The following is a 26,720-nucleotide window of genomic DNA, read 5'->3' as shown; positions in this document are numbered from 1 at the left end:
TACAAAGTAACACCGAGTACCGGTACTTAGCAACACCGAATACCAAACTTTTTCGAACGAGATCCCGAAGCGGTTCCGGGCGCGCGAGAACGACCGTCGACGGCGAGGGTGGAGAGGCGAGGAGTGGGGAGGGGAAGCGTGGAGAGGGGAAGCGCTGCTACGGGAACATGCGGCGCAGCAGCGCCAGGTCGTCGGTGCTCAGGGCCTGTGAGATCACGGCCGCCGTCTCCGGGGGCATGTCCTTCTCCAGCCGCTGCCATAGGAGCCGCGCGGCACCCAGGTCTGCGGTGGCGACAGCGGTGGAGAAGGCTGCCACTCCGTCGTAGTAGGGGATGGTCGAAGACCCGGGTTCGGCGTTGTACGGCGAGTAGATGTCGACGAACGGGAGCGTCGGGTCTGGTCGCAGGTAGAGCACGTCCCCGGGAGCGATCGGCTCATTGCCGCGCACGTGGTTGAAGCTGCCGACGGTGACGTAGTCGACGCAGAAGCGCTCGCCGATCGCGATGAGGCTGTCGCCGGCCTGCACCTCGTAGGAGAAGATCTCGCCGTCGGCATCGAGGGTGACGGGACCGCGTGCCAGCTCCGACGCGCCCATGTCGACGAGCTCGCCCAGGAGCTTCCCGTGGGCCGGGGAGCCGTCGTCGCTCCCGATGTTGATGAACGCGTTGGCGGTGCAATCACCCGGTCCGCCGGCGGGAACGCTGATGCCATCGCCCAGATCGACGTATCCGACCGGATCAGAGGCGTCGGCGACACTCGTCGGGGCCGTGGAGGGTTCGGCGGCGAAGCGTTCCGACGCCCACGAAGCCGCATCGACGACGGCGGGTGCGGCGCTGATCACGGCGGGAGCGGCAACGGCGACCAGCCCGGCGACGGCCACGACGACGACGGCAGTGGTGATCCTGGTGTTGCGCTTCATCCCCGACAGCATGGCATCGCTCGGCACCGCGGCGGTAGAGCGGGTGCCGGGTCAGCTGCGCAGGTACGCGAGCACGGCGAGCACACGCCGGTGGCCGCTGTCACTGGAGGCGAGGCCGAGCTTGGCGAAGATGTTGCCGATGTGCTTGCTCACCGCGGTCTCGGTCACGAAGAGCCGTTCGGCGATGGTGCCGTTGTCGAGCCCCTCGGCCATGAGACCCAGTACCTCGCGCTCGCGGGGTGTGAGGGTCTGCACCGGATCGTCGGCGCGACGGCGGCTCATCAGCTGCGAGATCACCTCGGGATCCATCACCGTGCCGCCGGCGGCCACGCGGTGCAGGGCATCGATGAAGGCCGCGACCTTGCCGACACGCTCCTTGAGCAGATAGCCGAGGCCGTCGGCTCCGGCAGCCAGCAGCTCACCGGCGTACCGATCCTCGACGTAGGCCGACAGCACCAGCACGGGGAAACCGGGGCGGCGGGCTCTGGCTTCGGCCGCGGCCTTCAGCCCCTCGCTGGTGAAGGTGGGCGGCATCCGCACATCGACCACGGCGGCATCGGCCTCGTCGAGCCGGGCGAGGAATGCCTCGGCGTTGTCGACGGCCGCCACGACCTCGAACCCCTCGCTGCGCAGCAGCAGCGCCAGCCCCTCGCGGAGCAGGGTGTCGTCTTCGGCGATCACGATCCGCATGGCAGCTCCGCTCTCAGGATGGTGGGGCCGCCGACCGGGCTGGACAGCTCCAGCCCACCCTCGAAGGCCTCGAGGCGACGACGGATGCCGGCCACGCCGCCGCCCGGGCGTTCGGCTGCTCCGCCCACGCCGTCGTCCTCGACCGTGATCAGCAGCACCTCCCCCTCCCGTTCGACCCGCACCGCGGCCCGCGTGGCATCGCTGTACTTGCTGACGTTGGTCAGAGCCTCGGCCACCACGAAGTAGCTGGCCGACTCGACGGCGGCCGGGACGCGTCCGACCTGCGACGTCTCGATCGTGCAGGGCACGGCGCTGCGCCCGGCCAGTGACGCCAGCGCCCCCTCCAGCCCGAGCTCGTCGAGGATCGGGGGGTAGATGTCGTGCACCGTGCGGCGGAGTCCGGCGAGCGCATCGCTGGCGGCATCCTGCGCTCGCCGCAGCGGTTCGAGCACGTCGCCGCCGGTCTCCTGCGCGCGCTCGGCGATCCCGAGCATCATCACCACGTTGACCAGGCGGTTCTGCGCACCGTCGTGCAGGTCGCGCTCGATGCGCCGCAGTTCGGCCGCGTGGGCATCGAGCGCGGCGGCGCGGCTGAGGGTCAGGGCGTCGACCCGTGCGGCGAGGCGCGACTTCTCCGGCGTCGCGAGCAGCGTCGCCGACACGTACGACACCAGCCGTGCGACCGCGGGGATCAGGAGGATGGACAGGATCGCGTACGCCGCCGCGAGCAGCGGCATCGTGGCCGCGAGCTCCCAGGAGGTGACGGGGTACACCGAACCCACGGGGTCGTCGGCGGGAGCGAACTGCCAGTAGTAGGTGATCGCGAGGGTGTTGACCGCCGCGACCGGCAGCGAGATCGTCAGCAGTGAGACGAACAGCACGGGGAGCCCCTGCACGGCGAGCCACAGCACGTCGCGGCCGGTGGCGCGCGAGAAAGCGAAGCGCAGACGATCGTCGATGGTCGAGGCCGGCGGGAGCACGTGGCCGATCGGCGTCAGATCCTCGCCCCGGTAGGCGCCGACACGACGGCGGTTCAGGTCCGTCCAGCGGTGCAGGCTCTGCACGGTCTCGGGCATCAGCAGCACGCCGCCGGTGAGGATCATGAAGGGAAGCAGGACGATGCCCAGGCAGAGGAACACCACGGAGGCGATCGAGACTCCGGCCTCGACGGCCAGGTATCCCCACGCGCGCAGCCATCGCCGCATCCGTCCGTCCTTCACTCTCACAGTCTGCCCGAGCGGTCGGAGCGGCACGGTATAGCCAGCACCACCATCGAAGCGGCAGCGGGCGGGATGGGATGCCGTCCGCCCCGTCCCTAGCGTCGGATCATGACCTTCACCCCACTCTCCCCGGCCGTCGACGCGCGGCCCTCCGAAGCACTGCGGCTGCAGTCCGTCGTCAAGACCTACGGCACAGGTGCCAGCCGCGTCACGGCCCTCCGTGGCGTGAACCTCGCCATCGCGAAGGGCACGTTCACCGCGATCATGGGCCCTTCGGGCTCGGGCAAGAGCACCCTGCTGCACAGCGCCGCAGGACTCGACCGGCCGAGCAGTGGCACCGTGCACCTCGGCGGAACCGAGATCTCGGGGCTGAAGGCACGCCAGCTCACCGCCTTCCGCCGCGATCACGTGGGCTTCGTGTTCCAGGCGTACAACCTGCTCCCCGCACTGAACGTCGAAGACAACATCACTCTGCCGCTGCGACTCGGCGGCCGTCGACTCGAGGCGCCGTGGCTCGACTTCCTGCTCGACGCCGTGGGGCTCACCGAGTACCGTCGTCGTCGCCCCTCCGAGCTCTCCGGGGGCCAGCAGCAGCGGGTGGCGATCGCCCGCGCGCTCATCACCCGGCCGCATGTGGTGTTCGGCGACGAGCCGACCGGCGCGCTCGATTCCCGCTCCGGCAAGCAGGTTCTCGACCTGCTCGCGCACACGGCGCGCGAGCTCGATCAGACGGTCGTGGTCGTCACGCACGACCCGGTGGTGGCCGCGCACGCGGATCGCACCATCTTCCTCGCCGATGGAGCCTTCGCGGGATACCTCGACGGTGCCGACCCCGCGCAGATCAACGCCCGCATGAGCGCATTGGGGGAGTGGTGATGTCGGGCACGCTGGGCTTGAGCCGACTCGTCGGTGCCGATCTTCGCCATCACCGCGGGAGCTTCGTGGGAGTGGCGGTCGCTGTGTTCGTAGCGAGTGCACTGGTGACGGGCCTCGGAGTCCTCGTCGAATCCGGCATGCGCGGAGGCTTGGCGCCGGAACGCTATGCCGCGGTCGACGTGGTGGTCGGTGCGCCGCAGCAGGTCGATGTGCCGGAAGACCTGCCGGTTCCCCTGCGGGAACGCGTGCCGCTGCCCGCCGACGCAGCGCGCGACATCGCCGCTCTTCCCGGAGTCGACCGCGTCGTGGCCGACGTCACGACTCCGCTCTCACTGCAGGATGCCGGTGCGGATGCCGGTGCCGGCGGTTCCGTCCTGGTCGAGGCGCACCCGTGGCCCTCCACTGCGCTGACCGGCTTCGAGCTGCGCGAGGGTCAGGAGCCCGCGGCAGCCGACGAGGTCGTCGTCACCGCGGGCAGCGGTTTTGCCGTGGGCGACGGGGTCGTCCTCGCGCACGGCGGCGTCCCGTCGGAGTACCGCGTGGTCGGCGAGGTCGCGGCACCGGTGATGCCGGAGCGAGGAGCGCACGTGTTCCTCAGCGAGCGTCGCATCGACCAGCTCGACCCGCACGAGGGGGCCGCGCAGGCACTCGGCGTGTTCGTCTCGGGCGTCGACCCCGAGCAGACGGCCGGTGCGATCCGCGAGGCCTTCCCCGACCTGATCGCCCGCACGGGAGACGCCCGCGGCGACGTCGAGTTCCTCGACTCGGGCGCCGCGCGTTCGACGCTCGTGGCCATCGGCAGCGCGTTCGTCGGCACCTGCATCCTCGTGGCGATGTTCATCGTGGCGGGCACCCTGTCGCTGTCGGTGCAGTCGCGCCGCCGTGATTACGCGCTGCTGCGGGCCGTCGGGGCGAGTCCGTCCCAGGTGCACGCGCTCGTCGCCCGCGAGGTGCTGTGGGTCTCGGCCGTCGCGGTGCTGCTCGGCATCGCGCCGGGATACCTGCTGTCGACCGTGCTGCAGGCGGCTTTCGTATCCGGTGGCGTGATCCCCGGCGACTTCGCCCTGGCCACAGGTCCTCTCCCCGCCGTCGGCGCGGTGCTGCTCGTGCTGGCCTCGGCCTGGGGTGCGGCGCGCATCGCGGCGGCCCGGGTCGCGAAGCTCGATCCGGTCGAAGCGCTGCGGGAATCGGCGACGGGCGCTCCGGCCATCGGTCTGCCGCGCATCATCACCGGAATCGTGCTCGCCGCCGCGGGGATCTCGGTCTCGACGGTGCCGCTCGTCGTGCGCGGGCAGGTCGCCGCCGGCGCGGCTGCCGGTGCGGCAATGCTGCTGATCGTCGCGCTCGCGGTGCTCGGCCCGTGGCTGGTGTCGTTGAGCGTCCGGCTGGTCGGCACCGTGCTGCGTCGCTCGTCGTGTGCGGGCTTCCTCGCGTCGGCGAACGCCGCGGCGCACAGCAGGCGGCTGGCGTCGGCCATCCTGCCGGTCGCTCTCGGCATCGGGCTGGGCCTCGTGCAGATCGGGGCGCCGTCGATCATCGCCGCGGAGGCGGCGACCCAGGCCAGCGCCGGGGTGATCGCCGACCTGCGGGTGGCCGCGCCGTCGGGACTCTCGCCGGAGGCGGTCGACGTGATCCGCGAGATGCCGGGGGTGACCGAGGCGTCGGGGGTCGCACTCAGCGCGGCGGTGGTGGACTCGTTCGATTTCGAGGGCAAGCTGGAGCGTGCCGAGCATGTGCTGCAGGGCGTCGACCCGGAGAACATCGCGCACAGTCTCGATCTCCGCGTGCGCGAAGGATCGCTCGCCGACCTCGACGGCATCGCGACGGTCGCGGTGAGCACGGATGCCGCGCAGACGCTCGGGCTGGGTATCGGCGGCACGGTCGTCGGACACCTCGGAGACGGTTCGCCGCTGAAGGCCACGGTCGTCGCGGTGTACGAGCGGGGTCTGGGCTTCGGCGACCTCACCATGGCCGCCGAAGAGGTCAGAGCCCACACCACGACGGGTCTCGATTCCTTCGCGCTCGTGGCGGTCGACGAGGCGGCGACCGGCGAGGTCCGGGCCGCGCTGGAGGCGCGCGGTCTGCTCGTGACCGACGGATCGGGGCAGGAGGCCGCGGGGGCCGGAGCGCACGCCCAGAACGGGTGGGTGAACCTCGTCGCACTGCTGGTGATCCTCGGCTACATCGCGATCGCCGTGGTGAACACGCTCGTCATGGCGACGGGTGAGCGCTCACGGGAGCTGGCTCTGCTGCAGCTGATCGGATCGTCCCGCGGGCAGGTGCGCTCGATGATGCGGATCGAGGCCGTGCTCGTGGCGGTGATCGCGATGGTGTTCGGCGTGGTCGTCGCGATCCCTCCGCTCATCGGCGTGAGCATGGGCATCTCGGGGCAGCCGATCCCCGCGCTGCCCGTGCTGGGATCGCTCCTGATCGTCGGGGCGATGGGCGCGCTGGCGCTCGTGGCGATGTGGGTCGGGACCACGGCGACCATGCGCACCCGTCCCATCGACGAGATCGGGTCCCGGCAGTAGCCACGCTGCGGAGGGGCGCGCCGGAGTCGTCGGTGCGCCCCTCTTCGCGGGAACGGGGGAAGCCGTCGTACGGGGTGAAAAGACGGGGTGAATTCTCCGGGATCGGCAGGATCGCGTCTCGGCCGACGGGCAGGCTGGCGGTGGCCCGGACCGAGTTCACCATGCCCGAATGGTGCTCGGCGGTCGCCTGAGGGGGCGGGGGCTTCCGTGCGCGAGTGCGCGCCGGGGAAGCGATGAATGGGGAGACAGTCATGGCGTTTCGTGTTGCCCGCAAGGACCGCACATCCGATGGCCTTCCGTCCGAGCGGCGCAGCCGCTGGCGGGGCCGCGCGAGAAAGCTGATCGGCGGCGCCGTGAGCACGGCGCTCGTCGCCTCGTCGATGGTCTTCATCGGCGGGACGCTGACGGCAGCGCCGGCAGCTGCGGCTGATCCGTTCCTCTGCACCCCCGGAGCGGTGTACGTGCAGAGCGCGACCGAGGTGCGCGAGTTCGTCGTGAACGAGCAGGGCGGTGCCCCCGGCGAAGGGGGAACGCTCGGTGCCACGACCCTCGGCGTCGACCACTCCAACAACGCCCTGGGCATCTCGTCCAGCGGCCAGTACGCCTACACGGTCACCAACGCCGCCGGAAGCAAGGTGCTGGCCAAGCACGACCGTGTGACCGATGTCACCACGCGCACGTCGTTCACCCTCAACTCGTCGGTGCTGCGTGGCGCCGTGCACCCCGACACGGGCGTCTACTACTTCGCCAGCGGCACGATCAACGGCGCGATCAACATCTACGCGTGGGAGGAGAACCTCACGCCGCAGACCTACGTGCAGGTCGGAACCCTCCGCCCGACCGCCGGCAGCAGCGCGTTCGGCGCCAACGGCGACATGGCCTTCAGTGCCTCGGGTCAGCTCGTCCTGGTCGCGGACAACTTCATCTACTCCGCCGACCTGCCCGCCACGGTCACGCCGAGCACGGCCACCATCGAGGCCAAGCAGGTGCACGACATGGGTGCCGGTGTGCAGGGCAACGGCATCGCGTTCGGAAACCTCGGGCACATCTTCGTCTCCGCGTCCGGTGGCGGAAACCGCATCATCGAGGTCGACCTGCCCCGCGGGCAGACCGTCAACACCACGTCGCTCGGGTCCTTCGCTCCCACCGACATGTCCAGCTGCACCTTCCCGAACACCCTCACGCTGAAGAAGGACCTCCCCGCGGGGCGCCACTCGGCCACCGACCAGTTCGCGCTGCGCGTGCAGTCGCCCGCCGGCTACCAGGTCGCGCAGACCGACGCCACCACGCGCGGAGAGCGCACGGGCCTGCAGCCCGATTACGCGGGCCCGATCTTCACCAACCAGGGCGACACCTTCCGCCTGTCCGAGGCGGCATCCGGCACGACGGATCGCACCCGGTACGCCGAGTCGCTGGACTGCGTGCAGGTGAACCCCAACGGGACCACGACCCCGGTGGCGGTGACCGCCTCGGGCGAGGTGACGCAGCCGTCGGGCTCGCGCGGCACCGACGTCACGTGCACGTTCACGAACGTGCGACTCGTGCCCGGCCTCGCTCTGCGCAAGACGTCCGACCCCGCCGACGGCCTCGCCGTGCAGGCCGGCCAGCGCCTCACGTACACGGTGGAGGCCGAGAACACCGGGAACACGGTCCTCGACCCCGTGCAGGTGAACGACGACCTCTCCGGCGTGCTCGCGTTCGCCGAGTACCAGGGTGATGTCGTCACCGAGATCGACGGCACGCCCGTGGCGTCTGGGGCCGCCACCGTCACAGGTGACGACCTCGCCTGGACAGGTGCGCTCGAGCCCGGTCAGGTGCTCACCGTGACCTACTCGGTCATCGTCGACGCCGGCGTCGAGGGTGAGCGGATCGCCAACAGCGTCACCGCCTCGGGCACCCCGCCCGGCACGCTCCCTCCGCCCGTCACCCCGCCCGTGACCACCGAGCACCCCGTCGCGGGCTTCACCGTCGCCAAGACCTCCACCCCCGCAGCGGGAACGGTCGTGGAGCCGGGCCAGGTCATCGAGTACACGGTGACCGGGACCAACACGGGGGCGACCACGCTGAACCCCGCGTCGATCGCCGACGACCTGTCCGGTGTGCTCGCGCACGCCGCCTACAACTCCGACATCGCGACCTCGGTCGCCGGCACGCCCCTCACCACGGGCGCCGCCACCATCACCGGTGACGACCTCGCCTGGACCGGCGCGCTCGCCCCCGGGCAGGCTGTGACCATCACGTACTCCGTGACCGTGGATGCGGACGCCTCGGGAGAGATCCTGAAGAACTCCGTCACCGGCACCGCGACGCCGACCACGCCGAAGCCCGGTGATCCCGAGGGGCCGGAGGTGCCGGGCGAGCCGATCGTCCCGCCGACCGTCACCACCGAGCACCCGGTCATCGGGTCGGGCTTCACGATCAGCAAGTCCGCCGATCCCGCGTCGGGCACGGCGGTCTCGGCCGGCGACACGGTCACGTACACGATCACCGGCACCAACACCGGTGACACCGACCTCGACCCGGCCCGCATCGTCGACGACCTCTCGGGTGTGCTCGACGACGCCGGCTACAACGACGACGTCACCGCCGACCGCGGCACCGTCACCGTCACCGGCAGCACGCTGACCTGGTCGGGTGAGGTGCCCCGCGGAGCCTCCGTCACGATCCGCTACTCGGTGACCGTCGACGCGGGTGTCCGGAAGGCGCTGCTGCACAACGTCGCCACCGGCACCGCCACGCCGCAGATCCCCGTCGACCCGACCGACCCTGCCGGTCCCTCGACCCCGGGAACGCCGATCGTCCCGCCGGCGGTGGAGACGAACCACCCGGTCGTGGACACCGGCTTCGAGGTCGTGAAGTCCGCTGACCCGGCCTCCGGTACCGCCGTGCGTGCGGGTGACACGATCACCTACACGATCTCGGGTGTCAACACGGGCGACACGACGCTCGATCCGGCGACGATCGTCGACGACCTGTCGGCCGTGCTCGCGCACGCCCGGTACGGTGACGACGCGACCGCTTCGACCGGCGCGATCGCCCTCGACGGCACCACCCTGACCTGGAACGGGACACTCGCTCCCGGCGCTCGGGTCGAGATCACCTACACGGTCACGGTCGACGAGGATGCCACCGGTGTGCTGCTGCGCAACACCGTCACCGGTGAGGGCACACCCCTCATTCCGGTCGACCCGACGGACCCGGGCAGCCCGACCACACCGGGAACCCCGGTGACGACGCCCCCGTCGACGACGGAGCACCCGGTCGCCACCCCCGGATTCACGGTGACCAAGTCGGCCGATCCCGTCACCGGGACGCGCGTCGATCCCGGCAGCGTCATCACCTACACGGTCACCGGCACCAACACGGGTGACACCGTGCTCGACCCGGCCTCGATCGCCGACGACCTGCGCGGTGCGCTGGCTCACGCGTCTTACAACGACGACGTGACCGCCACCCGCGGGGACGTGAGCGTGGCTCGCGGGGCTCTGTCCTGGAGCGGAATGCTGCGCCCGGGTCAGGACGTCGTCATCGTCTACTCGGTGACGGTCGATCCGACCGCCGGTGGCGAGACGGTCGCCAACACGGCGACGGGCACGGCGACTCCGCTGATCCCGACGGACCCGAGCGACCCCGACAGCCCGACGACCCCGGGCACGCCGATCACCCCGCCGCCCTCGACGACGGAGCACCCGGTCAACGCACCCGGCTTCACGTTCGCCAAGACGGCCGATCCGGCACCGGGCACCGCCGTGGACCCCGGTGACGTGCTCACCTATACGCTGACGGCCGTCAACACCGGCCAGACCGCCCTCGACCCGGTCGAGATCACGGATGACCTGTCGAAGGTGCTGCCGTACGCGTCGTACAACTCCGATGCCGTGGCCGTGATCGGCGGGCAGCCCGCCGGTGCGGTGTCCGTCGCCGGAGCGAAGCTCCGCTGGTCGGGCGCTCTCGCGGTCGGCCAGACCGTCACCGTCACGTACTCCGTCACGGTCGGGGCGGACGGCGTGGGGTCCGTGCTCGAGAACAGTGCGACCGCGACCGCGACCCCTCCGGGGGGATCGGTCATCACCCCGCCGCCCGGCATCACGACGAACGTCGTCAACGTGCCCGGATTCTCGGTGTCGAAGAGCGCCGATCCGGCGGCGGGCACCGCGGTCGACCCCGGCAGTGTCATCACCTACACGGTGACCGGCGTGAACACCGGCGAGACGATCCTCGACCCGGTCACGATCGTCGACGACCTCTCGGGAGTGGTCTCGCACGCCGACTACAACGGCGACGCGACCGCCAGGATCGGCACCACCGCGGCGACCGCCCCTGTGGTGACCGGTGACCGGCTGTCGTGGGATGGTGTCCTCCCCGTCGGTGCGACCGTCACGATCACGTACTCCGTGACCGTGCAGGCCGACGCCGGGGGAACGGTTCTCGCGAATTCGGTCTCGGGCTCGGCGACCCCGCCGGGAGGTGTGCCGCCGATCGAGACGCCTCCCGCGACGACGGAGCATCCGGTGAACGAGCCCGGCTTCGAGGTGCGCAAGTCGGCCGACCCCTCCTCGGGAACCCGAGTCGACCCCGGCAGCGTCATCACCTACACGGTGACCGGCGTGAACACCGGTGAGACCGCACTGGCGCCTGTGAGCATCAGCGACGACCTGTCGGGCGTGCTCGCCCACGCCGCCTACAACGGCGACGCCACCGCGACGGTGGTCGACGGGTCAGCCCCGGCTCCTGTCGTGGACGGCGACGCGCTCACCTGGACGGGCGCTCTCGCCGTGGGCCAGCGCGTCACGATCACGTACTCGGTCACCGTGAACGGCGACGCGGGCGGTGCGACGATCGCGAACACGGTCTCCGGTACCGCCACCCCGCCGGGTGGTGCGGTGATCACGCCTCCGCCCGTCACGACGGAGAACCCTGTCGGCACCCCCGGCTTCGCGTTCGTCAAGACCGCCGATCCCGGAACCGGTACGGCCGTCGCCACGGGAAGCGTCGTCACGTACACGCTCGTCGGCACGAACACCGGCGAGACGGGCCTCGACGAGGTCGTCATCACGGATGATCTCTCCGGAGTGCTGCGGCACGCCGACCTCCGCGCCGGCGCGACCGCCGTCGTGGGCGACGGCACGGCATCCGCACGCACGGTGGCCGCTCCCACGGTGGAAGGCACGCAGTTGCGCTGGTCCGGCAGCCTCGCCGAGGGCGAGAGCGTCACGATCACGTACTCCGTGACCGTGCACGCCGACGCCGCCGGAGCGAATCTGCGCAACGTGGCCGTGGGGACGGCCACGCCTCCCGGTGGCGAGACGATCACTCCGCCGACGAGCGTGACCGAGAACCCGGTGCTCACGCCGCTCGCTCTCACCGGCGGCCTGCTGGCCCCGTGGGTGCTGGCTCTCGCGATCGCGCTGCTTCTCGGCGGTGCCGTGCTGCTGATCGTGCGTCGTCGCCGGGCGCAGGTCTAGCGGACACGGGAAAGGCCTCGTCCGTCGCATGCGACGGACGAGGCCTTCCGCGTTCCCGCGAGACCGCGGGTCACTCCGCGAGCAGGCCGTGGCGCGCCGCCTGCTCCATCGCCTCGGCGCGGTTGTGCGCGCCGAGCTTGCGATAGATGCTGCGGAGCTGGGTCTTGAGCGTGTTCTGCGAGACGCGGAGCTCGTCGGCGATCGCCGGCAGCGGCGCTCCCGACGTCAGGGCGCGCAGCACGATCTGCTCGCGGGATGACAGTCGTGGCCGGGTCGCGAACGACGGCAGCGCCGATCGCAGCGGGAAGGTCGCCCGACCGGTGGGGTCGAGATCGGATCGCACGGCGCCGAAGTCCTCGGCGCCCAGGAGCACGAGCGGGGTGGTGAGTCCCCGGTCGGTGAGCTGGGCGTTCAGGGCCTCGCTCGACGGCTGCGCGGCCGCAGCGGACACCCGGTGCAGCGCGGCGCTGTGCACGGCCGCTGCTTCGGCGCGCTCTCGGGCGGTGGAGGGGCGCAGGCGGGTCTGCCCCAGAAGCCGGACCACGTCGGCGGTCCTGCCGTCGACGAGTGCCAGACGCGCCCGTTTGAGGACCGTGCCGAAACGGTCGGGAAGCGTATCCCGCTGCACGATGTTCCTGGCGGTGCTCACATCACCGAGGGCGAGGTGCAGGAGCGTCCTCGGGCGCGACAGGGCGTGGCGCACGTGAGGTGCATTCGCCTCCTTTCCCCGGAGACGGACGAACGACTCCAGGCGCTCCAGTCCGGCAGCGGCCTCACCCTCGTGCAGAGCGATCCATGCCTCCACGGAGGCCATCGTCGTCCAGTGCTCGCTCGTCGCCCGGTACGGTTCGAAGAAGCGGATGTGCCGCTTCGCCGCGGCGATGTCGCCGTCCTCGACCGCGAGCATCGCCTCGGCCACCCGGTAGTAGGTGCCCCGATAGCTGTCGAGGAGCACCGGGTCCCATTCGCCGTCGCGGATGAGACCGACATAATGACGCGCCTCCGGCAGATCCCCGTTCAGGGCGTGGACCCCGGCGAGGAGGCATATCCCGTGGAAGGCGTTGGTGCTCCCGTGCGCCGCGGCCAGGGCGGTGGCCTCCTCCCACAGCCGGATGGCCTCCTCCTGCTCTCCGCCGTAATAGAGCGAGATGCCCAGATGGGTGCACAGCAGCGGCATGTCGCGGGCGTACTGCTGCCACTGCGATTCGGGGGTCTCGTGGAACAGCGCCAGTGCGCGCGCCGCCACCTGGGCCGCCCGCTCCGGTCGACCGATGGCTCGCAGCGACGCGCTCTCGGCCGCCCAGATGAAGATCCGCTCCGTGGCCGAGAGCGTCGTGCGGCGGGCGTTCGCCGCCGCCACCGCCATGCGCAGCAGCTGGAGCCCGCGCTGGCGTCGGAGCCGGTTGGGTTTGAGGCACATCCCGAGCAGCATGGCCACGAGGGGCTCCCGCTTGAGCCGCGCCACGGGCACGTCCCCGAGCAGCTCGACCACCGCATTCCGGTCACGGTGGAGCAGCCGGTTCCATCCCGACATCGTGACGTGCGTCGCGAGGCGCAGGTCGTCGTCCTCCAGGGCGAGGCGGAGTCCCTCGAGCGGGAGGTCGCGGCGCACCGCACCTTCTGCCGCGACGCGCCGCAGCTGGGGGATCTCGTGCGGAGCGACCCGGCGGAGCTCGCGGCGCAGCATGCCTCGCGTGAGCGGCGTCAGGGCGAAGGCGCTGCGCCCGTCGGCGGCCCAGCGACCGAAGCCGAACGTCTCGGCCTGGTCCAGGGCTCTGGGGATCTCGGCGTCACCCGTCAGCGCCACCGCGAGCGGAACGTCGACCGACTCCGTGACGCTGATCCGCAACAGGCCCTGCAGGGTCTGCCGATCGAAGGCGCATTCGGCGAGCCGATCCTGCAGGTAGTCCTCGATCACGGTGGCGGCGGCGCGCAACGACACCGCGTCCGTTCCGGCGCCCCGGAGGGCCAGCGCACGGATGAGAGCGGGGAACCCTCCCGTCGCTTCGCGCGTGGCGATGGCCGTGTCTTCGTCGACGTCGAGCGCCCGGCGGATCTCCTCGGCGTCGAACATGAGCTCTTCGGGGGCCAGGAGCGTCGTGTCGATCACGAGGTCGAGGCCCTCGCTGTCGAAGGGGCTGGGGCGGTTCGTGGCGACGATCAGGCGGGTCAGCGGGGTGGTGGCGACGGCTCGACACAGTGCGAACACGCCCTCGCGGTCGATGGCGGCCGCATCATCGAGCACCACGACCAGTGGACCGTCCACGTCGCACAGACGCGAGGTCACGGCGGCCCAGCCGTCTTCCGCGGCGGCGGAGTGCGCGGGAGCCGTGCCCGGCAGTACCCGCAGCAGCGCGCGGGCGAGGGCGTCGCCGGTCGCGATGGAAGGCGTCACGGTGATCCACACGACACGTGAGGTGGTCGCGGCCGCCCAATCGACGAGCGCGGTGGTCTTGCCCGACCCCGATGCCGACCGGACCAGCGTCAACGGCGTCTCGGTCTCGAGCGCGGCGATCAGTCGTGGACGACTGATGGCGTGCGCCGACACTCGCGGTATGTGTCCGTCCCCCTGCGCGACAAATGCCGACACCGTACCTCCCCAGGTCCCCACCCCTACGATATTCCGAAATCTCAGAGGGGCAAGCCAGAGGGGCAAGCCAAGGGGAGGGAGTGCCGGTGATACCCGGGGGAGGGATGCCGGACTCTGCGCCGTCCGGTCGCGTCAGCGGTCGGCCGACCGACGCCACGGAGCCGTGAGCCGTGACCAGAATCTCGGAGTCGACGTGGTCTCGTCGGGCGCGGGCAGGGCCACGGCGAACTGCACGATCTCTTCCGCACCATGATGCACGACGCGGTACAGCGCGGTGCCGATGAGCACACCGAGGGCGATCGACATGACCGAGACGAGGGCCGCGACGAAGTCGGTGAGTCCGCCGTCGGTGGCGACCGCCTCGGTGAGTCCGACCAGACCGGCCGCTCCGGGGACGAGCAGCCAGAACGCCGGCAGGAACGTGAGCTGCGACGGCGCCCCGTGCCGGAGCCCCGCGATCCAGAAGACGACGGGGGTCATCACGAGCGCGCCGACGAAACCTCCGACCGTGGGGCCGACGAACTCGTTGCCTGCCCACTGCCCCGAATACGCGACGACCAGGGCGATCAGTACCCAGCCGAAGGTCGAGGGCGGCGCCGAGAAATGCAGATAGTTGCCGAGCGCGAAGACGAGGATTCCGATGATCGCCACCCACCACGGCAGGGGGGAGGTGGCCTCCAACGGTTCGTACGATCGCGACTCCACTCCCACCACGGTGCCGGCGGCGAGGATGCCGAAAGCCAGGAGGGCCAGCTGCACGAAGCCGTAGACCAGGCGGGAGGCGCCGGAGATCATCTGTCCGGCCGCCAGCTCGACCGTCGCCGTGGTCAGCACGCCGCCGGGGAGGAACGTCACCAGCGGCGCGATGAGAAGACGGATCGGATCGCCGATCTCGATCACCTCGGCCAGGAGGAAGACCGCCGCCGCACACACGAACGCGGCGGCGATGGGCAGGATCAGCTGGAGCGTCGGCGACCGCACCAGCTTGAGCAGCCCGATACCGAAGCCGAGCACGAACGCGACGATCACGCCCTGCCAGGTCGGCGCGAGCAGCAGGGCGAGCCCGGTGGTGAGGATGGCGTGACCCAGGGTGCGCGTGAACCAGTCGAGCCGCGGGCGCATGGCTCCGATCTCGTTCAGCCGTCTGATGCCGTCGAGTGGCGGGATCGCCCCCGTCCGCGCCTGGCCGATCAGTTCGTACAGCGCGGCGATCTGATCGAAGCGGAAAGAGGCGTTCGTGGCGGAGCGGATCGCGACGCGGGCTTCCTCCGACTCCCCGGTCTCGACGAGGATGATCGTCGGCAGGACGACGAAGTCGGCGTCACCGCCGCCGTAGGCCTTCGCGACGTCGGTCATCGTGTCGCGGATGCGGTCGACCGATTCGGCCGAGGCGTTCATGCCCTGCGCCAACCCGAGCAGGAACTGTCGCAGTGCGGTCCGGTCGACGCCGTCGGTCATGTCGTGGACGACCGCTCAGCTCACGTGAACAGGAACGAGAGCGGCACGCCCACGATGATCGCCACGGCCACGTAGATGAGGTTCGGCAGTTGGAACGAGTGGTCGAAGACGAACTTGCCCATCTTGGTGGTTCCCGTCTGGTCGAACGCCACGGTCGCGACCTGGCTGCCGTTGGCCGGCAGCGTGTAGATGCCCATCGCCGCCGGCCAGAGCCCCACCAGGAGCGAGGCGGGCAGGCCGATCGTGATGCCGATCGGCACGATCGCGTTCGTGGCGCTCGACTGGCTGGTCGTGAGCATCGCGACTGCGAACAGCGCCAGCGCGAACAGCAGCGCACCGAGGAAAGCCGAAGACCCGGAGACCACCGAGCCGAGTCCGTCGACGATGAGGGTCTGGTTCGCGGCGACGAACGTGTTCGCCAGCCAGGCGATGCCGAAGAGCGCGATGGCGCCGACGATGCCGGCGGGGAACGTGGGCTGCTTGGGCACGTCGGCCGCCTTCACCTTGCAGAAGACGAAGATCAGGGCGGCGATGATGCCCATCACGACCTCGATGATCACGGTGACGCTGAGTCGAACCGGGTCGCCGGCGTCGTCGGTGCCGATGACCGGACGCAGATTCTCGAACAGGCCGAAGAGCACGATCACGCCGACGCCGGCCAGGAACAACGAGGCGGAGAGGACGGCGGTCGACGGCAGCTTCTTCTCGTGGGCGTCGGTCTCCGGCGGCTTGATCTGGTGGTCGGCCAGGCGCCTCTGGAACTCGGGGTCGTCCTCCAGGTCCTTGCCGTGACGCATCATGACGAGTGCGGCGACGAAGAGCCCGACGATCGAGGCCGGCCACATGATGAGCAGCAGCCCGCCGAGGTCGACTCCCTGAGGGGCGAGCAGCACCACCATCGAGGCGGTGGCTGCGGAGACGGGGGAGCACAGGATGCCGACCTGCGAGGCGACGGCGGAGACCGAGAGCGCCCGCTCCGGACGGATCTTCTGCTGATACGAGACGTCGTAGATGACGGGCAGCAACGGGTAGAAGATGTTCCCCGTTCCGGCGCCCACCGTGAAGAGGAACGACATCGCCGGGGCGAGGAAGACCACGGATCTCGGCCTGCGTCTGATCACCTTCGCCGCGACCGACACCATCCAGTCGATGCCGCCGGCGGCTTGCATGGTCGATGCGGCGGTGATGACGGTGATGACGATGAAGACCGCATCGACCGGCGCATTGCCCGGCGCCTCGCCGAAGAAGAAGATGAGGACGGCCACGCCGACCAGCCCCCACACGCCGAGCCCGATCCCGCTCGTGCGGGTGCCCATGTAGATGGCGCCGATGACGACGATCAGCTCGGCGACGAGGATCCACACGTTGTCGTTCATGACGACGGTCCCTTCACGATCGGGGCGTTCCCGGCGAGCACCGTCGTGGGGAGTTCGGTCTCGACGATCTTGCCGTCGATGGCCTCGACGCGCAGCGCGAGGGCGTCCTCCACGGGGCTGACCGCGGTCACGAAGGTGGAGTTCTCGAAGTGCAGGGACTGGAGGTTGCCGACCGCGTACCCGGTGGAGAGCTCGCCGCTCAGCAGAGAGGCGTGGAACAGCGGACGGCGCTGGTCCTCGGCGTCGTAGTGCGGGCAGAAGCTGCCGTGCAGGAACCCGAGTCCCTCGGGAAGGACCTGCAGGGTGGGGCCGTAGCTGTCGGTGGTGCCGCCTTCGAACCAGCAGATGCCCCCGGCGCTGCCTCCGGTGAACACCACGTTCGAGTCGGGGTCCTCCCACATCTCGCGCATGATCTCGTCGAGGCCCTGCCGCTTCCACACGTCGAGCATGTTCGCGGTGTTGCCGCCGCCGACGTGGATCACGTCGAAGCCCTTGACGAAGCCGGCGAGGTCGTCGACCGCGCGGTGGAAGAGCGGCAGGTGGTGTGGCGCGCACCTGTCGGAGTCGTAGGTGGAGTAGAAGCTCACGATGTACGCGCTGTCGTCACCCGTGGCCGTGCCGACGAAGAGGACGCGGGGTCGCTCCTTGCCGGTGAGCTCGAGGATGTAATCGTGCGTCGGGTCGTTCCGACGCTCCATCATGGCCTTCCCGGCCCCTGTTGCCACCACGTGAGACATGCCCCCACCTCTCCGACGACTGCGAATGCGCTCAACCTAGCGGGGGCCTGCGGCGGCGTCCAGAGGCCTTTCGTCCACCGAGGGTGAGGGCGTCCGAGCGGTCTAGCCGTTCAGCCGGGCGGTCGCGACCATTCCTTCGAGCAGGGCGAAGGTGCGCGCGCGGGGCCCGTCGGGGCGGATGCCGATCACGTGCGCGAGTTCGAGCGCGAGGGCCGCATGCCCTTCGGTGTTCGGGTGGAACGGATCGTTCATGAGCCCCCACGGGATGCCACCGGCGCCGATATCGGCGAAGCGGGCGTACTGGTCGACCACGATCACGTCCTCGCTCGCGGCGACGTGCCGCACGGCATCGGCGAACTCGCCGATGCGCGCCCGCTCCGGGGCGTTGCGGGTGTCGATCGCGGGCGGGGTCTGCAGGACCGGGATCGCCCCGAACCCGCGCACCCGCTCGACGAACTCCCGCAGCGACGCGGCGTAGTCGTCCGCCGTGATGACCTCGCGCGGTCCACCGTCGGAGGCGTCGTTCGTTCCGATCATGAGCGTGACGACGTCGGGGTGCCACGACGCGACGCGACGGTCCCAGTCGCCGAGGAGGTCGACGATGCGGTTGCCGCTGATCGCGGTGTTCAGCACGACGTCGCGCACGCGCTCCAGTTCGCCGCGGATCAGCTCGTGCAGGTGCTCCGGGTAGCTGCGCCCGCCCTGTGTGTGCACCAGCCCGTGGGTGATCGAGTCGCCCGTGATGACCCAGTTCAGCGGCTCCGGATCCGCGAGGGCCGCAGCGATGCGGCGGAGGTCGGAGGCGGCGGATGCGGAGACGGAGGATTCGGCGTTCGACACGGCACCGAGCCTATCGGCCGCTTCGGCATCGGCTAGGTTGGGACCGTGAGCCCTGAGTCCGACAGACCGTAGATCGCGGGTCGAGCGCCTTCCGCGCGCTCCCCGCATCCGCTGTCGACCCTTCTCACCCGCTGTTCATCGCGCTGTGCGATTCGAGCGGCGTCTTCGTGTCTGGATGCTCCATGCCCCTGCTCGTCCCCGTCCTGGCTCTGGCGATCTTCGCCCAGGGCACCAGCGAGTTCATGCTCGCCGGCCTCCTCCTCCCCCTCTCCGTCGATCTCGATGTCGATCCGTCGACGGCGGCCCTGCTGACCTCGGCCTTCGCGGTCGGCATGGTGATCGGCGCCCCGACCATGGCGGTCTTCGCCAGCCGTTGGGCTCCGCGGCGCGCTCTCGTGCTGCTGCTGGTGGTCTTCATCGCCGCGCACCTCGTCGGCGCGCTCGCGTCCTCCTTCTGGCTGCTGCTCGCGACGCGCGTGCTCGCTGCCCTGGCGAACGCGGGATTCCTCGCGATCGCTCTGGCGACGGTCCGGGCCGTCGTCGATCCGGCGACGGTGACGCGCGCCGTCGCCGTCCTCCTCTCGGGCACGACCCTGGCCACGATCGTCGGCGTCCCCGCCGGTGCGGCGCTCGCGAATGCGTACGGCTGGCGCTCGACCTTCTGGGCCGTCGCGCTGCTGTGCCTGCCCGCTGTGGTCGCCCTGCTGCGGGACCGCACTCTCGTCGCGGTGCCGCGTTCGCCGAGGATCGCCGTGCGTGCAGAGCTCGGGGAACTGAGGCGTCGCCCGGTGGTCGTCGCCGTGGTGCTCGCGGTGATCGTGAACGCCGCGACCTTCGGCGTCTTCACATTCCTCGCTGTGATCGGTGCCGATGCCGGGGTGGAGGAGACCGGGATCCCCCTGCTGCTCGCCGCCTTCGGGGTGGGAGCCTTCGTGGGTGTCTCCGCGACCGGCCGATGGGCGGCCCGCTTCGAGCGGGGCTGGATCGTGGGGGGTGCCGCGGTGACGGCCACGGCCTGGAGCGTCTTCGCCCTGTCCGTCGATTCCGTGCCGGGGGTGTTCTTCGGCGCCGCGGTCGGGGGCATGCTGTCGTTCGCCGTGGGCTCGGCCCTGATCGCCCGCATCGTCGGGCAGGCGTCGGGTGCCCCGGTCCTCGGCGGCGCCTATGCCACGGCAGCGCTGAACCTGGGGGCGTTCGTCGGTCCCGTGGCTGCCGGCTTCGCCTACGCGCAGGCCGGAGCGCCCGGGGTGCTCGTCGCGGCTGCCGCTCTGGCGGCCGTCGGTGTGCTCCTCGCTCCCCTCCTTCGCGCGCGATGACCGCCCGGGAACCCGGGCGATGCGAAAGACTGGAGGCATGACCTCGCCTGCGCTCGATTCCCTCCTGGCCCGCATCGTCGAGAGCGGGCTGCTCGAAGATCCCATCGCCGAGAACGGCCTCGTCTACGGAAGGGCGAGCATCGACGCGGCGGGAACCGTGGTCAACGTCAACATCGACCCGGAGCTCGACGACGATGACGAACACGGCGACGACGTCGATCTCGATGTGCTGATCGCGGCCGTTTCGCGCATCCTCTCCGTCGGGGAATCCCGTTGGCGCGCGGTGATCGACGAGGTGGCGACCGACATCGATGATGCGGTGGATGACGAGTCCGTGGTCGAGCAGATCGATCTGCGAGACGACCTCGAGGCGACCTCGGTCGTGGTGTTCGCCGACGCCGTGCTGCTCGCCTTCGTCGCGCCGAAGCAGTTCCCCGAGTCGCGCATCCTCGTGCAGCTCGACGACCAGCTCGACGTCGACGGGGTCGAGGTGCGAGAGCTCGACGGTTCCGAGAGCATCGATTTCGAGACGCTCGACGAGCTGCTCGACCACATCAGCGGCCCCGACGAGAAGTGACCGTCGGACGCCGCGGCGTGGGCCCGCGGCATCCGACGGTCGATCGGGGGTCAGGCGCCGGCGATGGCGGTTGTCGCGTCGTCGATCAGATCGCAGATCGCGGCGGGGTGCGAGGCCAGCGAGGCATGGCTGGCATCCAGTTCCACGATCTTGCGCGGTGACATCCGCGCCGCCATGCGCCGCTCGTTGTCGGGGTGGATCATGCGGTCCTGGGTCGACACCTGGTACCAGGTGGGCTTGACCTTCCAGGCTGGTGCGGTGACGTCGTCGCCGAACGTGGAGGCGAGCGGCGCCTTCTGGGTGACGGCCATCACGAGCGCCTCATCGTCCGTCAGATCCTGGCAGAAGCTCTCCTGGAACTTGTCCTGGGCGACCCAGAGGTAGCCGTCGCTGTCCGGCGCGATGTTCTCGAACGCTGCGGGCGGGTGCTCCGCGCTGATCTGCCCGGGGTTCTCGCCCGCATCCGGAGCGAAGGCCGCGACATAGACGAGTCCGACGACGTTGGGCAGGTCTCCTGCCTCGGTGATGACCGCCCCGCCGTAGGAGTGCCCGACCAGGAGGACAGGGCCGTCGACCTGCCGGATCATCGTGCGCGTGCGCTCCGCGTCGTCGGCGAGCGAGGTGAGCGGGTTCTCGACCGCCTGGATCGATTCGTACCCGCGCCGCCGCAGTTCGACGATGACTTTCGCCCAGTGGGCGGCGCCGCCCCAGAATCCGTGAACGAGGATGATCGTCGGTTTCGTGGTCATGGGAATACCTCCTGCGTGGGATCGGTTACCGTACTCCGACCATATACTTTCCACGGAAACTAATCTAGGCATCGCAGGAACCGAGAGGGACACCATGTCAGCCGAAGAAGATATCCGCGAGCTGCTCGCCACCTACGAGCGGGCACTCAATACCGATGACACCGCGCTTGCCGTGTCATGTTACACGCAAGACGGCGTATTCATGCCGACGACGCTGCCCACGGCCGTGGGCCCGGAGCTCACACAGGCCTACGACGCCGTGTTCGCGGCGATCCACCTCGCGGTGGTGTTCACGATCGACGAGGTGACCGTGTTCAGCGACACCGCAGCCGCCGCGCTGACCCGCAGCAACGGAACCCAGACCGTCCGCGCCACGTCGACCACCACGCCGGAGTCGAATCGCGAGCTGTTCACCTTCGCCGTCGAAGACGGCCGATGCAAGATCAGCCGCTACATGTTCAACAAGTCCGCATAGCACCGACCGCACAAGACCTACAGGAGATCACCATGACCACCGCCATCATCGGAACCGGAAAGATCGGCAGCATCATCGCCCAGGACCTCGCGGACGGGGGAGAGGACCTGATCATCGCCGGCAGCGACCTGGAGAAGGCGGCGTCGCTCGCCGCCGCGGTCGGCGGAAGTGCGCGTGCGGCCGAGGTGCCCGCCGCGATCGCCGCTGCCGACATCGTCATCCTCGCCGTCTGGTTCGACGTGTCGAAGAAGCTGATCGACGAGAACCGCGACGCTCTCGACGGCAAGATCGTCGTCGATCCCTCCAATCCGCTCGGCCCGGACGGGAACGGCGGATACGTGAAGATCCTCGCGCCCGAGGAGTCCTCGGGCCAGATCCTGGCCCAGAAGCTCCCCGCCGGAGCATCCCTCGTGAAGGCCTTCGGAACGCTGGGCGCGGAGTCGATGAAGGTGAGCGCTCGGCAGGATCCTGCGATCGCACTCCTCTATGCGACCGACGACGGTGCGGCAGGGGAGGCCGTCGCCTCGCTGATCCGCTCCGCCGGTTTCGCACCCGTGAACGTCGGCGGACTCGACCAGTCCGTGCGCATCGAGGTGTACGGCGAACTGCACGAGATCGGTGGGCTCGGCCGGACCGTCACCGCGGAGGAGGCCCGCGCCGCCCTGTGATGGATCTTCCCGAACCCGCAACCGCACGAACTGCAACCGCACGAAGAGCAACAGAAGGAAAGCCGATGAACGAACAGAAGAAGATCGCGGTCGCCGGTGCGACCGGTTCCCAGGGCGGTGGCGTCGTGGACGCCATCCTCGCCGACCCCGAGCAGCGATTCGCCGTCCGCGCGCTCACGCGCGACCCGGCGTCCCCGGCCGCACGCGCGCTCGCCGCACGCGGAGTGGAGGTGGTGCAGGCCGACTTCGCCGACGAGCCGAGCGTGGTCGCCGCACTCACCGGCGTCGATGGCGCGTTCCTGGTGACGAACTTCTGGGCGCACGGATCCGCTGCCAGGGAGCTCGCGGAGATCGCGACGCTCGCCCGCGCCGCCGCCGCGAGCGGCGTCGGCCACGTGGTGTGGTCGACGCTGGAGGACACGCGCGATCTGCTCCCCCTGGAAGACCCGCGAATGCCTGTGCTGCAGGATCACTACAACGTGCCGCACTTCGACGCGAAGGGCGAGGGCAACGCCTTCTTCGCCGCGGCAGGAGTGCCGACCACCTACCTGAACACGGCATTCTTCTTCCAGAACCTCGCGGCCTCCGCGATGGGCGCGCGTCGAGAGGACGACGGTGTGCTGACGCTGACGCTTCCGCTCGAGGACGGGAAGCGCATGTCGGCGGTCGACGTCTCGGACATCGGACGGACCGCGTTCGCGATCCTGGCCGCGGGCGACGAGTACATCGGCCGGACGGTCGGGTTGGCGGGGGACCACCTGACGGGAGCCGAGTACGCGTCCGTCTTGAGCGACGTGCTCGGGGAACCCGTGCGATTCCGGTCGATCGCGTACGACGATGCGCGCAGCTCGGGCGCTCCCGGCAGTGACGAGTTCGGCAACATGTTCCAGTACTACGGCGATTTCGACGCCGAGTTCACCGGGGCGCGTGACCTGACGTCACTGCGGAAACTCGTTCCCGGGCTCAAGGACTTCCGCACGTGGGCTCAGGAGAACGTCGCGCTGCTGACGGCCGAGTAGAACGATGAGCGAACACGCGGTGACCGTCTCGACGGCTCGGGAGCTGCTGGCCGCCGTCAGCGCAGGTGTCGAGGACATCGAGGTGCGCGGGGTGATCGTCGGGGCGCCGGGGTTCACCCTCGCGCCCGGTGTGAGTCTTCGCGGAGGGACCCTGCAGTTCGGGGCCAGGGGTGTGCGGCTGACCTCGGACAACACGCTCGAGGACATCTCGATCCTGACGGCCGATGAGGAGGCGGCGATCCTCAACGACACGGGGGTGACCGATCTCGGCACCCTCACGCTGCGCAACGTCACCACGCGGGGGCAGATCGTCATCCTGGCGGAGGACCGTGTGCGTGCCGGGCACGTGCAGGCCGAGAACGTGCGGGTGATCACCGCCGACCTGCGTGGACGGTTCCACCGTCCGCACGGGTTCGGCGTGGACGTCTTGCAAGGAGGCTTCACGCTGTGGAACCGGCAGGCGGATCCCGAGGTGGAGCTGACAGCCGAACTGCTCGAGATCTCTGCGGGGACGGAGGCCGAGCCGGTGTACGGAAGCGGGATCTTCGTCGGGGGACACGGAGGTCGGGACGGGCGCGGTGCGGGCGGAACCGTGCACGTCACCCGACTGCGCACCGGAGAGGTGCACACGGACGGGGCGATCCCGGCGGGGACGCCGGACCTGATCTCGGCCGGGGTGTTCGTGCTCAGCGGGGCGACGGTCGACGCGGTGCGCACCGCGGGGGCCGTCACGACGTACGGCCCGAACGACATGGTGCTCGACAACTGGGGATCGGTGGGCACCTGGATCGCCACGGGAGAGGTCGCGTCGCACGGGCCGAGCGGTATCGGGGTCGTGAACTTCGGCGATATCGACACCCTCGACGTGCGCGCGCCGATCGTCACGACGGGGAAGGGTGCCCGGGGCTTCAACCTCTACGACGGCACGTTGCGGGAGGCGAGGTTCCAGAGCATCCGCACGACGGGCGACGGGTCGATCGGCATCCAGATCAGCAGGCCGATGGGGAGGCTTGCAGTGGATGGCGATGTCACGACGAGCGGCGGTGAGGGGCTGAGCCTCGTCAAAGGCGTGCAGATGACGCTCCCGGCGATCGCGCTGAGCGTGACGGGGACCGGATCCGTCGACGCGCTCCGCATCGGCGGACGGCTCGTCACCGCGGGGGCTAACGTGGTCACACTGGAAGTGGGGGGACGTGTGGGCGAGGTGTCGATAGCCGGTGGCGTCCGCGCCACGGGAGCGGGCTCGAGGGCCGTGTCGCTGCTCGACAGTGCGGACATCGACATCGCGGACATCGACATCGCGGACATCGACCTCCGATCATCCGGCCCGAGGGGTTGAGGCGCCGTGGGGGATGAGGCGGGCGTCCGCATCGAGGACTACGCGCTGCTGAGCAACTGCCGCACGGCGGCGCTGGTGTCGTGCGCGGGCAGCATCGACTGGCTGTGCCTGCCGCGGCTGGACTCGGCATCGACGTTCGCGGCGATCCTCGGCGACGAGTCCCACGGGCGGTGGCTGCTGCATCCGACCGACCCCGCTGCGACGAGCACGCGACGCTACGACCGGGAGACCTTCGTGCTGGTCACCCGATGGGAGAGCGGCGATGCGGTCGCCGAGGTGCACGACTTCATGCCGATGGGACTCGATCCCGATGCGGCGATCCGGCGGACCGATCTGGTCCGCCGGATCGTGGGAGTGCGCGGCTCCATGGTCTTCGAGCAGCGGCTGAGCATCCGCTTCGACTACGCCAGGGTGATGCCCTGGGTGCGCCAGGTCGGGCCGGAGGGAGACCCCTGTCTGGTCGCGATGGGGGGCCCGGATGCCCTCGCCCTGCGCGGTGCACCGCTGAAGCCGATCGACCATCAGCACCGGGGCGAGCTGGCGGTCGACGCCGGAGAGGTGCGTGACCTGCAGCTGACGTGGTTCCCCTCGCACCTCGACCTCCCCCATGCGCTCGACGTGCAGAACGAGCTGGACGCCACGAAGGCCTGGTGGCAGGACTGGGCCGATCGGATCTCGCACGACGGCCCGCACCGGGACGAGGTGGTCCGGTCGCTGCTGATCCTGCGGGCACTCACCAACCACGAGACGGGCGGGATCGCCGCCGCGGCGACCATGGCCCTGCCGGAGGAGATCGGGGGCGTGCGCAACTGGGACTACCGCTACGTCTGGCTGCGCGATGCCGCCCTCACCCTCGAAGCGCTGCTCGCCCACGGGTTCCTCGGGGTGGCGGGGCAGTGGCGGGAATGGCTGCTGCGGGCCGTCGCCGGGGACCCTGCCGACCTCCAGATCATGTACGGCCCGGCGGGGGAGAGAGATCTCCTGGAGCGCGTGCTGACGAATCTCCCGGGATACGAGGGTTCCGCCCCGGTGCGGATCGGCAACGGTGCGGCGGACCAGTATCAGGCCGACGTCGTGGGCGAGGTGCTGGTGACGCTGTCGGCCGCGCGGGCGGCGGGACTCAACGAGTCGGGCTTCTCCTGGCCTCTGGAGCGCGAGTTGGTCCGATTCGCCTCCGAGCAGATCGAGCGCCCGGATCAGGGACTGTGGGAGATCCGGGGTGAGCCCCGTCTCTTCACGCACTCACGGGTGATGATGTGGGCGGCGTTCGATCGCGCGGTGCGCGCGGTCGAGGAGCACGGGCTCGAAGGCCCCGTGGAGCGCTGGCGCGGGCTGCGGGATCGGATGCGCGAGGAGATCGATCGCGACGGTGTCGTCGACGGTCACTTCGTGCAGCACTACGCGACCACCGAGGTCGACGCCTCGCTGCTCCTCCTTCCGCAGGTGGGGTACTGCCGGCCGGATGATCCCCGGATGCTGGCGACGGTCGCACGCATCGAGCAGACGCTGATGTCCGACGGGCTCGTGCGTCGGTATCGCACCGGCACGGGGGTCGACGGACTCTCGGGCTCGGAGGGTGCTTTCCTGGCGTGCTCGTTCTGGCTGGTCGAGCAGTACGCGTTGACGGGGCGGCGTGCGGATGGGCATGCCCTCATGGAGCGGTTGTGCGGGCTCGCGAACGACGTGGGGATGCTGTCGGAGGAGTATGACCCGGTGGCGGGGCGGCAACTCGGCAACACTCCGCAGGCCTTCTCGCACCTCGCGCTCGTGCGTGCAGCGGATGCGCTGGCCCTGGCGGATCTCGGCTCCGCAGAGGAGAGGTCGCGCTGAGGGGGCGGTCCCTCGGCGTCTTCTCACCCGAGCGCGCAGTTCCTA

At 70.1% G+C, this 26,720-nt stretch carries 19 protein-coding genes; 10 read left to right on the top strand and 9 right to left on the bottom strand.

Annotated elements, in window-relative coordinates:
• Positions 1-157: 157 nt before the first annotated feature.
• Genes GZ64_RS0107015 through GZ64_RS0107005 form a run of 3 tightly spaced genes read right to left on the bottom strand, consistent with a single transcriptional unit; the run spans position 158 to position 2,829 of the window.
• Positions 158-919 carry a LysM peptidoglycan-binding domain-containing protein gene (locus tag GZ64_RS0107015; RefSeq protein ID WP_136025430.1) on the bottom strand — a complete coding sequence of 254 codons (762 nt, stop codon included), beginning with the start codon at positions 917-919 and terminating at the stop codon, positions 158-160.
• Between the two features lie 51 nt (positions 920-970).
• Entirely contained in the window at positions 971-1,609 is a 639-nt protein-coding gene (locus tag GZ64_RS0107010) for a response regulator (RefSeq protein ID WP_021200182.1), read from the bottom strand.
• Positions 1,597-2,829, bottom strand: coding sequence for a sensor histidine kinase (locus GZ64_RS0107005; RefSeq protein WP_231479840.1), 1,233 nt, complete (start codon positions 2,827-2,829; stop codon positions 1,597-1,599). The genes GZ64_RS0107010 and GZ64_RS0107005 overlap by 13 nt, the downstream gene beginning before the upstream one ends.
• A 108-nt stretch (positions 2,830-2,937) precedes the next feature.
• On the opposite strand from GZ64_RS0107005, the gene GZ64_RS0107000 reads away from it, so the two are divergent.
• From GZ64_RS0107000 to GZ64_RS0106990, 3 genes are all read left to right on the top strand, one after another.
• Entirely contained in the window at positions 2,938-3,705 is a 768-nt protein-coding gene (locus GZ64_RS0107000; protein WP_029258848.1) for an ABC transporter ATP-binding protein, read from the top strand.
• Positions 3,705-6,236 (top strand): ABC transporter permease, encoded by a 2,532-nt coding sequence (locus tag GZ64_RS0106995; protein WP_036331163.1) that lies wholly within the window; start codon positions 3,705-3,707, stop codon positions 6,234-6,236. Before GZ64_RS0107000 ends, GZ64_RS0106995 begins: the two co-directional genes overlap by 1 nt.
• A gap of 251 nt (positions 6,237-6,487) precedes the next feature.
• The gene (locus GZ64_RS0106990) at positions 6,488-11,701 is read left to right on the top strand and encodes a beta strand repeat-containing protein (protein ID WP_029265617.1); all 5,214 of its coding nucleotides are present in this window, start codon (positions 6,488-6,490) and stop codon (positions 11,699-11,701) included.
• Positions 11,702-11,771: 70 nt separating this feature from the next.
• Here the strand turns inward: GZ64_RS0106990 and GZ64_RS0106985 are convergent, their stop codons facing one another.
• The 5 genes from GZ64_RS0106985 to GZ64_RS0106965 form a co-directional block, all read right to left on the bottom strand.
• Positions 11,772-14,249, bottom strand: a complete 2,478-nt coding sequence (locus GZ64_RS0106985; protein ID WP_029265616.1) for a LuxR C-terminal-related transcriptional regulator — start codon at positions 14,247-14,249, stop codon at positions 11,772-11,774.
• Between the two features lie 174 nt (positions 14,250-14,423).
• On the bottom strand, positions 14,424-15,749 hold the full coding sequence (locus GZ64_RS0106980; protein ID WP_021200188.1) for a threonine/serine ThrE exporter family protein: 1,326 nt from the start codon (positions 15,747-15,749) through the stop codon (positions 14,424-14,426).
• Between the two features lie 20 nt (positions 15,750-15,769).
• Positions 15,770-17,125: an anaerobic C4-dicarboxylate transporter family protein gene (locus GZ64_RS0106975; RefSeq protein ID WP_021200189.1), complete on the bottom strand. Its 1,356-nt coding sequence runs from the start codon at positions 17,123-17,125 to the stop codon at positions 15,770-15,772.
• Positions 17,122-17,862 carry a peptidase E gene (locus GZ64_RS0106970; RefSeq protein ID WP_029258853.1) on the bottom strand — a complete coding sequence of 247 codons (741 nt, stop codon included), beginning with the start codon at positions 17,860-17,862 and terminating at the stop codon, positions 17,122-17,124. The genes GZ64_RS0106975 and GZ64_RS0106970 overlap by 4 nt, the downstream gene beginning before the upstream one ends.
• Before the next feature lie 102 nt (positions 17,863-17,964).
• A complete protein-coding gene (locus tag GZ64_RS0106965; protein ID WP_029265615.1) occupies positions 17,965-18,702 on the bottom strand; it encodes an SGNH/GDSL hydrolase family protein in 738 nt (245 codons plus the stop codon).
• A 182-nt stretch (positions 18,703-18,884) separates the two neighbouring features.
• Between GZ64_RS0106965 and GZ64_RS0106960 the strand changes: the two genes are divergently transcribed.
• Complete coding sequence (locus GZ64_RS0106960) at positions 18,885-20,018, top strand: MFS transporter (protein ID WP_029265614.1); 1,134 nt, start codon at positions 18,885-18,887, stop codon at positions 20,016-20,018.
• Between the two features lie 37 nt (positions 20,019-20,055).
• The gene (locus GZ64_RS0106955; protein WP_029265613.1) at positions 20,056-20,595 is read left to right on the top strand and encodes a hypothetical protein; all 540 of its coding nucleotides are present in this window, start codon (positions 20,056-20,058) and stop codon (positions 20,593-20,595) included.
• 50 nt (positions 20,596-20,645) lie between these two features.
• Here GZ64_RS0106955 and GZ64_RS0106950 read toward each other — a convergent pair whose 3' ends face one another.
• On the bottom strand, positions 20,646-21,344 hold the full coding sequence (locus GZ64_RS0106950; protein ID WP_029258857.1) for an alpha/beta hydrolase: 699 nt from the start codon (positions 21,342-21,344) through the stop codon (positions 20,646-20,648).
• Between the two features lie 94 nt (positions 21,345-21,438).
• Here GZ64_RS0106950 and GZ64_RS0106945 point away from each other — a divergent pair, with 94 nt between their 5' ends.
• From GZ64_RS0106945 to GZ64_RS0106925, 5 genes are all read left to right on the top strand, one after another.
• A complete protein-coding gene (locus GZ64_RS0106945; RefSeq protein WP_036331160.1) occupies positions 21,439-21,819 on the top strand; it encodes a YybH family protein in 381 nt (126 codons plus the stop codon).
• 32 nt (positions 21,820-21,851) lie between these two features.
• Positions 21,852-22,487 (top strand): NADPH-dependent F420 reductase, encoded by a 636-nt coding sequence (locus GZ64_RS0106940; RefSeq protein ID WP_021200205.1) that lies wholly within the window; start codon positions 21,852-21,854, stop codon positions 22,485-22,487.
• Between the two features lie 65 nt (positions 22,488-22,552).
• Positions 22,553-23,506, top strand: a complete 954-nt coding sequence (locus GZ64_RS0106935) for an NmrA/HSCARG family protein (RefSeq protein ID WP_029258860.1) — start codon at positions 22,553-22,555, stop codon at positions 23,504-23,506.
• 4 nt (positions 23,507-23,510) lie between these two features.
• Positions 23,511-24,845, top strand: coding sequence for a hypothetical protein (locus GZ64_RS0106930; protein WP_051667881.1), 1,335 nt, complete (start codon positions 23,511-23,513; stop codon positions 24,843-24,845).
• 6 nt (positions 24,846-24,851) lie between these two features.
• Positions 24,852-26,675: a glycoside hydrolase family 15 protein gene (locus tag GZ64_RS0106925; protein ID WP_029265610.1), complete on the top strand. Its 1,824-nt coding sequence runs from the start codon at positions 24,852-24,854 to the stop codon at positions 26,673-26,675.
• Positions 26,676-26,720 lie beyond the last annotated feature (45 nt).

Origin of the sequence: Microbacterium sp. Cr-K32, from assembly GCF_000708345.1 — a bacterium.
Taxonomy (GTDB): Bacteria; Actinomycetota; Actinomycetes; order Actinomycetales; family Microbacteriaceae; genus Microbacterium; species Microbacterium maritypicum_A.
Note: the sequence above shows the minus strand (reverse complement) of the source record. Positions and strands in the feature narration are given on the sequence as shown.

Coding starts and splice junctions, on each gene's coding strand:
- GZ64_RS0106980 (WP_021200188.1), bottom strand. CDS start 15,749: ATGACCGACGGCGTCGACCGGACCGCACTGCGACAGTTCCTGCTCGGG.
- GZ64_RS0106945 (WP_036331160.1), top strand. CDS start 21,439: ATGTCAGCCGAAGAAGATATCCGCGAGCTGCTCGCCACCTACGAGCGG.
- GZ64_RS0106935 (WP_029258860.1), top strand. CDS start 22,553: ATGAACGAACAGAAGAAGATCGCGGTCGCCGGTGCGACCGGTTCCCAG.
- GZ64_RS0106940 (WP_021200205.1), top strand. CDS start 21,852: ATGACCACCGCCATCATCGGAACCGGAAAGATCGGCAGCATCATCGCC.
- GZ64_RS0106930 (WP_051667881.1), top strand. CDS start 23,511: ATGAGCGAACACGCGGTGACCGTCTCGACGGCTCGGGAGCTGCTGGCC.
- GZ64_RS0106955 (WP_029265613.1), top strand. CDS start 20,056: ATGACCTCGCCTGCGCTCGATTCCCTCCTGGCCCGCATCGTCGAGAGC.
- GZ64_RS0106950 (WP_029258857.1), bottom strand. CDS start 21,344: ATGACCACGAAACCGACGATCATCCTCGTTCACGGATTCTGGGGCGGC.
- GZ64_RS0106970 (WP_029258853.1), bottom strand. CDS start 17,862: ATGTCTCACGTGGTGGCAACAGGGGCCGGGAAGGCCATGATGGAGCGT.
- GZ64_RS0107000 (WP_029258848.1), top strand. CDS start 2,938: ATGACCTTCACCCCACTCTCCCCGGCCGTCGACGCGCGGCCCTCCGAA.
- GZ64_RS0106990 (WP_029265617.1), top strand. CDS start 6,488: ATGGCGTTTCGTGTTGCCCGCAAGGACCGCACATCCGATGGCCTTCCG.
- GZ64_RS0107015 (WP_136025430.1), bottom strand. CDS start 919: ATGAAGCGCAACACCAGGATCACCACTGCCGTCGTCGTCGTGGCCGTC.
- GZ64_RS0106995 (WP_036331163.1), top strand. CDS start 3,705: ATGTCGGGCACGCTGGGCTTGAGCCGACTCGTCGGTGCCGATCTTCGC.
- GZ64_RS0106975 (WP_021200189.1), bottom strand. CDS start 17,125: ATGAACGACAACGTGTGGATCCTCGTCGCCGAGCTGATCGTCGTCATC.
- GZ64_RS0107010 (WP_021200182.1), bottom strand. CDS start 1,609: ATGCGGATCGTGATCGCCGAAGACGACACCCTGCTCCGCGAGGGGCTG.
- GZ64_RS0106960 (WP_029265614.1), top strand. CDS start 18,885: ATGCCCCTGCTCGTCCCCGTCCTGGCTCTGGCGATCTTCGCCCAGGGC.